This window comes from Pseudomonadota bacterium, from assembly GCA_010028905.1.
GTDB lineage: Bacteria > Vulcanimicrobiota > Xenobia > RGZZ01 > RGZZ01 > RGZZ01.
The window spans coordinates 1-6,837 of sequence record RGZZ01000284.1 but is presented as its reverse complement, the minus strand read 5'-3'; the positions used below and the strand labels follow the sequence as shown (position 1 = coordinate 6,837).

Here is a 6,837-nt window from a genome sequence, read left to right as displayed (position 1 = left end):
CTCGCCGCGCCAGTCGACGTAGTCGCCTAGCAGCACCACGTCGACGGTGTTGGCCGCCTTCGCCCACTTGCGGGTGCCGGGCAGAAAGACTTCATGGCGCTGCAAGATGCGCACGAGGCGGTGCACGTCGCCGTGCAGGTCTCCGATGGCGATGAGGCGTCGGCGCACGATGAAAGCATTCCTCCAGGGTTTGCGACCGTGACGCGCACGGTCAGCCTCGGCGTCACGCATCTGCACGGTCAGGGTCGGCGACATGCGCGCGAACAGGAGGAAGGTTCGACTTCGCGCGCGTGTGCCCCTCGTTCTTCGCGCGCCAGAAGGTTTGAGGTTGGCGTCGACGGGGTACACTGAAGAGACACGGTGAGGGCTGGGTAAGATGATCAACGGAGATCTGCCATGGCCAAGACCTTGACAATGATTCGGGGCGCCGCGAGCGCCGTGCCCCCCCAGAACCGCTGGCGCAGCCTCGAGATCGCCGCCCTGCGCTGGCGCCGCGTCGTCGATCTTGCGCCGTGCGCCATCTTGATGATCGATGGCGACGGTCGCATCGACTGGGCCAACCAGAGCGCCCTCCATCTCTTCGAATGCGCGCCGGTCGTGCTTGCCGGCACGTCGCTGTTCGACTACGTCGCGTGCGGCCTGCTTGCCGATCTCCTCGATCGACGGGTCTCATCGGCGGGTCGCGTCATCTGTCCGGCCACCGTGCGCAGCGCGCGTGGACGTACCGCCGCGGTCGAGCTCATCGTCGAGGCGGCCCTTGACGAGCAAGGGGCATCGTACCTGGTCACCATCGACGATTCGAGCGATCGGACGCGCCTGCAGCGTGAGGTGCTCGACAGCGCCGAGCGCGAGCGCCGTCGCATCGGTCGCGATCTGCATGACTGCCTCGGCCAGCAGCTGGTGGGCGTGGGCCTTCTCGTGCGCAACCTGATCGGGCGGCTGCGTGAGCAGGCGGTCGACGAAGCGCTTGTGCAGCTTGCCGACAGAGCCGCGGAGATCGTCGGCGAGATGGTGGGCCAGACGCGCGATCTCGCGCGCGGCCTCTACCCGGTCGAGCTCGAGACGAAGGGGTTGGTGCAGGCCCTGCAGGCGCTGGTCACCCAGACCGCTGATCTCGGAGGGATTCGGGTTGAGCTGCGGGTTCAGCTGTCGCGTCTCATCGACATCGACATGGAGCGTGCTTCGCATCTCTATCGCATCGCCCAGGAGGCCCTCAGCAATGCGGTGCGCCATGCCAAGGCGCAGAGCATTCTCGTCTGGCTCCACAGCGACGCAGACCGCATCGAGCTCTCGGTCATCGACGACGGCCGAGGGCTTGCGCCCTTCATCGAGCGAGGAGATGGCCTCGGCTTTCGCCTCATGGCCGAGCGGGCATCGATCATCGGCGCCCTGCTCACCATCGAGTCGGAAGGCGAGGGAGGCACCCGCGTGCGCTGCACGCTCTCGGCGGGGTGACCGGGCGGGGGATGTTCATCTCCCGTTCACGGATGCAGACGCGACGTGCGGGGTGTTCATCTCCGGTCGGGGGTGTGGGATGTGCAGAGAGCGACGCGTTGCGTGCGCACACAAAGCGATCCCCTGCAGGAAGCGCCGTGACGCGTGCGAATCAACGGGCGCAACAAACCGTGGAGGCGTTGGCGTGGCAGTGAGCGTTGACGCGGCCCTGAGTGGCCGCAGCCTGGTGTCGATCGTTGATCTCGATCGCGCCCAGATCGAGCAGGTGCTCGACGTGGCCGAGTCGCTGGGCGACAGTCGCACCGACGACCTGAAGGGCATGCAGGTGGCGCTGCTCTTCTACGAGCCGAGCACCCGAACACGCAACAGCTTCCTCACCGCCGTGCATCAGCTCGGTGGAACGGCCGCTGGCTTCGACACGGCCGAGGGCACGTCGGTGAAGAAGGGCGAGACCCTTCACGACACCATCAAGATGTTCGAGGCCTACTGCGACGCCATCGTGCTTCGCCATCCACGCGACGGCGCCGCGCGCTGGGCGGCCGACGTGAGCCGGGTGCCGGTCATCAACGCGGGCGACGGCAAGAACCAGCACCCCACGCAGACCCTGCTCGATCTGTACGCCATCCGCAAGACCCAGGGGCGTCTCGACCGTCTCGAAGTGGCGCTCACGGGCGATCTCAAGTTCGGGCGCACGGTGCACTCGCTGGCCGACGCCCTGGCCATGGTCGAGGGCACGGTGCTGCACCTGGCTGCGCCGGAGGGGCTGGCGTTTCCCGCCCAGCAGGTGCGCCAGCTGCGCGAGCGTGGCGTCGAGGTGCATGAGCATCACCGTCTTGAAGAAGTGGTGAACCACGTCGACATCCTTTACGTTACGCGCATCCAGCGCGAGCGCATGCCCGACGAGAGCGAGTACGAGAAGGTGCGGGGCACCTACCGCGTCACCGCGTCGCTGCTCGAGAAGGCGCGCCCGAACATGCGGGTGCTTCACCCGCTGCCGCGGGTCGACGAGATCGATACCGACGTCGACGCCACGCCGCACGCCTGGTACTTCGAGCAAGCGGCCGGCGGCGTGCCGGTACGCAAGGCGCTGCTGCGTCTCATTGCGGCGGGGAGGGGCGCATGAGTGAGATGGCCATGAGCGCGTCGTCTGAAGACGTCAACCGCGAGTATCGGGTCTACCGCATCCAGAACGGGACGGTGATCGACCACATCCCCCACTGGCAGGCGCGGCGGGTGGTGAACATATTGGGGCTGGTGGGCAGCGACTCGCTCGTGACCATCGGCTTCGGCCTCAAGAGCGAGCACCTCGAGCGCAAGGATCTCCTCAAGGTGGAGAACCGCGTTCTCACGCAAGAGGAGATCGACCGCATCGCCCTCGTGGCGCCCAACGCCACCATCAACATCATCGAAGACTCGCGCATCACGGGCAAGTTCAAGGTGCGCCTGCCCGATGAGCACGTAGGGCTGGCGCGCTGCGGCAACCACGGCTGCATCACCCGCCACGAGCCCGTTCCCACGCGTTTTCGCACCCTGCGGCGCGAGCCCCCCATCCGGCTGCTGTGCTACTACTGCCAGCAGGAGACCGCGGGCGACGACATCGAGCTGGTGTAGGGTCGGGGCGCACGGGGGCGTGCGAGCGCTCGGGTGCGAGTACTGCCACAGATGTGGACCGTAAGTGCGCAGTAGTACCCCATATGTGGCAGTACTGGGCTTCGGGTGCGCGTACTGCTACATATGGGGGCCGTGAGGGTGTCGTCTGATCGGGGAAACGTTGCCAAACCTTCCTGTTAACAGGTTGACGCACCTCTACGGCAGGCAACGTCATCAGCTGAGCAGAAAGACGACGTGGAGGGCGAAGTGTGATTCCAGAGCAGCGCGTCAAGAGAGTCATCGAAGTGTTTCACAGCTATTCCGACGAAGAGCAGCGAAACCGCGAGTACTGGTGGTCGCGCTCTCCCGAAGAGCGACTTCAACACATTGAAGAGCTGCGCCGCATCAACTATGGAAATGCCATCACTGACAGCAGACTTCAGAGAGTTCTTGAGGTTGCTCGGCGCCCATGACGTAGCCTACCTCCTTATCGAAGGATACGCAGTCGGCTACTACGGCTATCCGCGTGCAACGGGCGACCTCGACATCTGGATCCCGCGCGACGAAGCAACTGCACAGAAGATGGCCGATGTGCTACGGGCTTTCGGATTTGCAGCAAACGAGGCAGCACCGAGCCTCTTCCTCGAGAAGAACACAATCATTCGAATGGGCATGCCCCCCTACCGCATCGAGGTTTCAAACTTCATTCACGGCGTGGAGCTCTGGGATTGCCTCGTCAGAGGTCTCGAGGTCACCCTTGATGGCCTGCCGGTGCGGGTGATCAGTCTTGACGACCTCAAGAAGAACAAGCGCGCCTCCGGTCGACCAAAAGACCTGGACGACCTCGAGCATCTTCCCTGAGTTTGTCACGTTCGTGCCAGGCGAGTGCGCCGTCGTGCGCGTACTGCCACAGATGTGGGCCGTAAGTGCGCAGTAGTACCACCGATGTGGCAGTACTGGGCTTCGGGTGCGCGTACTGCCACAGACGTGGGCCGTGAAGATGGAACGTGACGGTGTGGGCTGGCACGGGGAACCTCGCATTGCGCGTGAGGGCGTAACGGTGTTCGCGCGACGGCCCTGGGGATGAATGCTGCCGTCGCTGTGCTCAGTGCGTCGGACTCGCGCCCTGTTCGCGGGCTGAGGCTTGCTCGCGGGCCTCTATGCGCCTCCACAGCTGTCCGGCCACCGTGCTCACCCCGAAGTTGACGACGGCGAACACCGTGATTGTGGGGCCCAGGTGCATGGCCTTCACACCGACGTGACCGTCGCCCAGCAGACTTGCGATGAGCACGGCCAGACCCAGGTTGCGGTTGGCGCTGCAGACGGCTACGGCACTTCGGTCTTCCGGTGAGGGGCCGCCGAGCAGATAGCCCACGGTGAGCGCGAAGGCCGAGAAGGTGAAGAGGGCCAGCCAGGACGCGCCGTCGAGATCGCGCATATAAGGGGTCAGCTTGACCACGACGACCAGGGAGAGCAACAGCATCGACAGGTTGGCGATGGTGGCGAGAGGCGCGCTGATGCGCCCCACGACACGGGGCGCGAAGTGACGAAGCGCCATTCCCATGGCGAGCGGCACCAGCTGCGTGATGAGAAGCTGCGCAGCAAGCGATTCGTAGGGGATGTCTGCTTCGGCGCCGTGCATGCGCGCAATGCCCATGAGCATGAGGGGGGCGGTCAATCCGCCGAGAAGGACCACAGTGGTCTGCAGCGCCACGGCCGTGGGCAGCGTTCCGCCCAGGGCGGTCGCCCGCTTTGCGGCCAGTGGCGCGCCTGGAGCCACAGCGAGAAGAATCAGCGCGATCTGTGTCTGGCGGGGGATGGCATCGATGAACGTAAGCCCGAGGGCGAACATGGGGACGAGCACGAGCACCGAGAGCACGGTTCGCGCGATCAGGGAATGATCACGAAGGGCGTTTCTCACGTCGGTTACGTCGGCGCTCATTGCCAGGTTGAGCAGGGTGACGAAGACGACGAAACTCGGAACGTGTTCGAGCACGAAGGACACCGCCTGGAAGATGGGTTGTAGACCTGCGATCGTGGCGCAGCGCGGAGGGAGGACGCGCGTATTCAACGCGAGCGGAACGAGACGTGTCTGGCAGACGTTGCCTTCAACGGTCGATGTGAAACCGCCTGCAACGTCCACCGCCGGTGGGCTGTCTCGGCCTGTTCACCGCCCCTGTCGAGGACACTTGCTCTGGCACGGATCCGGGGGAGCTCGTGAACCCTCTCAGCCCGATGAGGGTCGCGGGCTTCTTGTCATCCATTCCACAGGCCCCGGAGCGACCGCATACGGAGCCAGCTTTCTTCCTCGGGGGCGCAGGAACGTTCCGGCCATTCGACTGACGGTGATCGGCGGCTAGCTGGGTGCGGGCAAGACCACGCTGCTCAACCCCGCTCTCGTGATCATCGAGGCCAGCGGCGCGGTTCGGCGCACGCGCGTCCCAGCCCGTTGTGCCTGTGAGTGGTGAGATACCCCCAATCGTGATGGGGGTCGTCGAGGAACACTCCCTGAAGAAGTGGAGGTTTCCCAGAGAAGCACCTGTCAAGGCTGGGGCGCAGGCCCGCTGTCACGTTCTACCCGTGCGTCACATCGACGCCCACGCTTGTCTCAGCGCCTCACAGGGTGCGCGATTTGAAGAAATCCCACATCACCTGACCTGTGTCGAGCAGAGGCGAGGGCGTGTCGGCCACGATTCTCGCCCCCTTGCCTCCTGGCCAGGCATGCCCCTGGTTGTGCAGCACGTACAGCACCACGCGGGTGCCCTCGCGGCCCCCGCTCCACGTGTAGCGGGTGGCCTGCTGGGCGGGCATCTCCTCGACCTTCGGCGTGGGATTGCAGCCGTTGGCCTCGATCCAGAAGTTCGCCGTCTGCTGCGCCGATGCGATGAAGCGCGGGGCCCGTTCGGCGTGCTTCTTCTGCCAGCCCCCTTCGAGGGGGATGTGCTGGTCGAGGGCACCGTTGAACATGATGACGTCGAGAGGGCGCGCGGGTCTGGCGGGCCAGGTGAGGGGCGTGCGGTCTGAAACGCTGCCGCCTGCGGATCCCACCACGGGGGCGATGCCCGCGATGAGGTCGGCGTTTGCTCCGGCCGCGTAGTGGCAGAGCACGGCCCCGTTCGACATGCCGGTGAGGTAGACGCGCCGGCGGTCGATCGACTGGGTTTTGGCCAGTTCGGTGATGAGCGCGCGAATGAAGCCCGTGTCGTCGACGTGGTGGTTGTAGGCCCAGCCGAAGCCGAACCCGCTGTTGAACGTGAGCATCTTCTCGGCGGGCAGCGGGCCTGTGCCGTTGGGGGCCACCAGTACAAACCCCTCGCGGTCACTGAGGGGCAGCAGGGGATAGCTGGTGAGGGCCTGGGTCGCGCTGCCTCCGCCGCCGTGCAGCAAGATGAGCACGGGCAGGGGACGCGTGGGGGTATGCCCTTTGGGCATGTGCACATAATACGCGCGCTCGACGCCGCCGTGCGTCAGGGTCTGGCGCGTGTACTGCGCGGGGTCGAGGGCGGGGCGGGCCTTGGCCGCGCCGACGGTGATGGCGATGGTGATGACGGTGACAATGACGGTGAGTGTGGCGATGGTTCGTGTCGATGTTCTCACGGGGGCTTCGACCCGAACTGGGGGACTTTTGTTACATCGAGGTTCGTGTGCGTGGCGCACGGAGGGGTCCAGAGGGAACGGGTGTGGTGTGGACTGCGACCGTGGTCGAAGAACCGCTGCTGCGCTCCCGCAGAAGAGGTTGACAGGTTGGTCCCTCGGAAATGCTCTCCAATCACAGTGAGGAGACAAGAGGCG

Annotated in this window: 8 protein-coding genes; 5 read left to right on the top strand and 3 right to left on the bottom strand. The window is 65.3% G+C overall.

The window, feature by feature from the left end:
* Positions 1-348: hypothetical protein (locus EB084_16955; protein NDD29947.1), on the bottom strand; the 348-nt coding region annotated here is incomplete at its 3' end.
* A gap of 48 nt (positions 349-396) precedes the next feature.
* Here EB084_16955 and EB084_16950 point away from each other — a divergent pair.
* The 5 genes from EB084_16950 (at position 397) to EB084_16930 (ending at position 3,906) form a co-directional block, all read left to right on the top strand.
* Positions 397-1,455: a PAS domain-containing protein gene (locus tag EB084_16950; protein NDD29946.1), complete on the top strand. Its 1,059-nt coding sequence runs from the start codon at positions 397-399 to the stop codon at positions 1,453-1,455.
* Between the two features lie 79 nt (positions 1,456-1,534).
* Complete coding sequence (gene pyrB, locus EB084_16945) at positions 1,535-2,578, top strand: aspartate carbamoyltransferase (GenBank protein ID NDD29945.1); 1,044 nt, start codon at positions 1,535-1,537, stop codon at positions 2,576-2,578.
* Positions 2,579-2,589: 11 nt separating this feature from the next.
* Positions 2,590-3,066, top strand: a complete 477-nt coding sequence (pyrI, locus tag EB084_16940; protein NDD29944.1) for an aspartate carbamoyltransferase regulatory subunit — start codon at positions 2,590-2,592, stop codon at positions 3,064-3,066.
* Between the two features lie 248 nt (positions 3,067-3,314).
* Entirely contained in the window at positions 3,315-3,518 is a 204-nt protein-coding gene (locus EB084_16935) for a hypothetical protein (GenBank protein NDD29943.1), read from the top strand.
* A complete protein-coding gene (locus EB084_16930; protein NDD29942.1) occupies positions 3,502-3,906 on the top strand; it encodes a hypothetical protein in 405 nt (134 codons plus the stop codon). The genes EB084_16935 and EB084_16930 overlap by 17 nt, the downstream gene beginning before the upstream one ends.
* A gap of 244 nt (positions 3,907-4,150) precedes the next feature.
* Here the strand turns inward: EB084_16930 and EB084_16925 are convergent, their stop codons facing one another.
* A complete protein-coding gene (locus EB084_16925; GenBank protein NDD29941.1) occupies positions 4,151-5,188 on the bottom strand; it encodes a hypothetical protein in 1,038 nt (345 codons plus the stop codon).
* A gap of 473 nt (positions 5,189-5,661) precedes the next feature.
* Positions 5,662-6,642 carry a hypothetical protein gene (locus tag EB084_16920; GenBank protein ID NDD29940.1) on the bottom strand — a complete coding sequence of 327 codons (981 nt, stop codon included), beginning with the start codon at positions 6,640-6,642 and terminating at the stop codon, positions 5,662-5,664.
* Positions 6,643-6,837 lie beyond the last annotated feature (195 nt).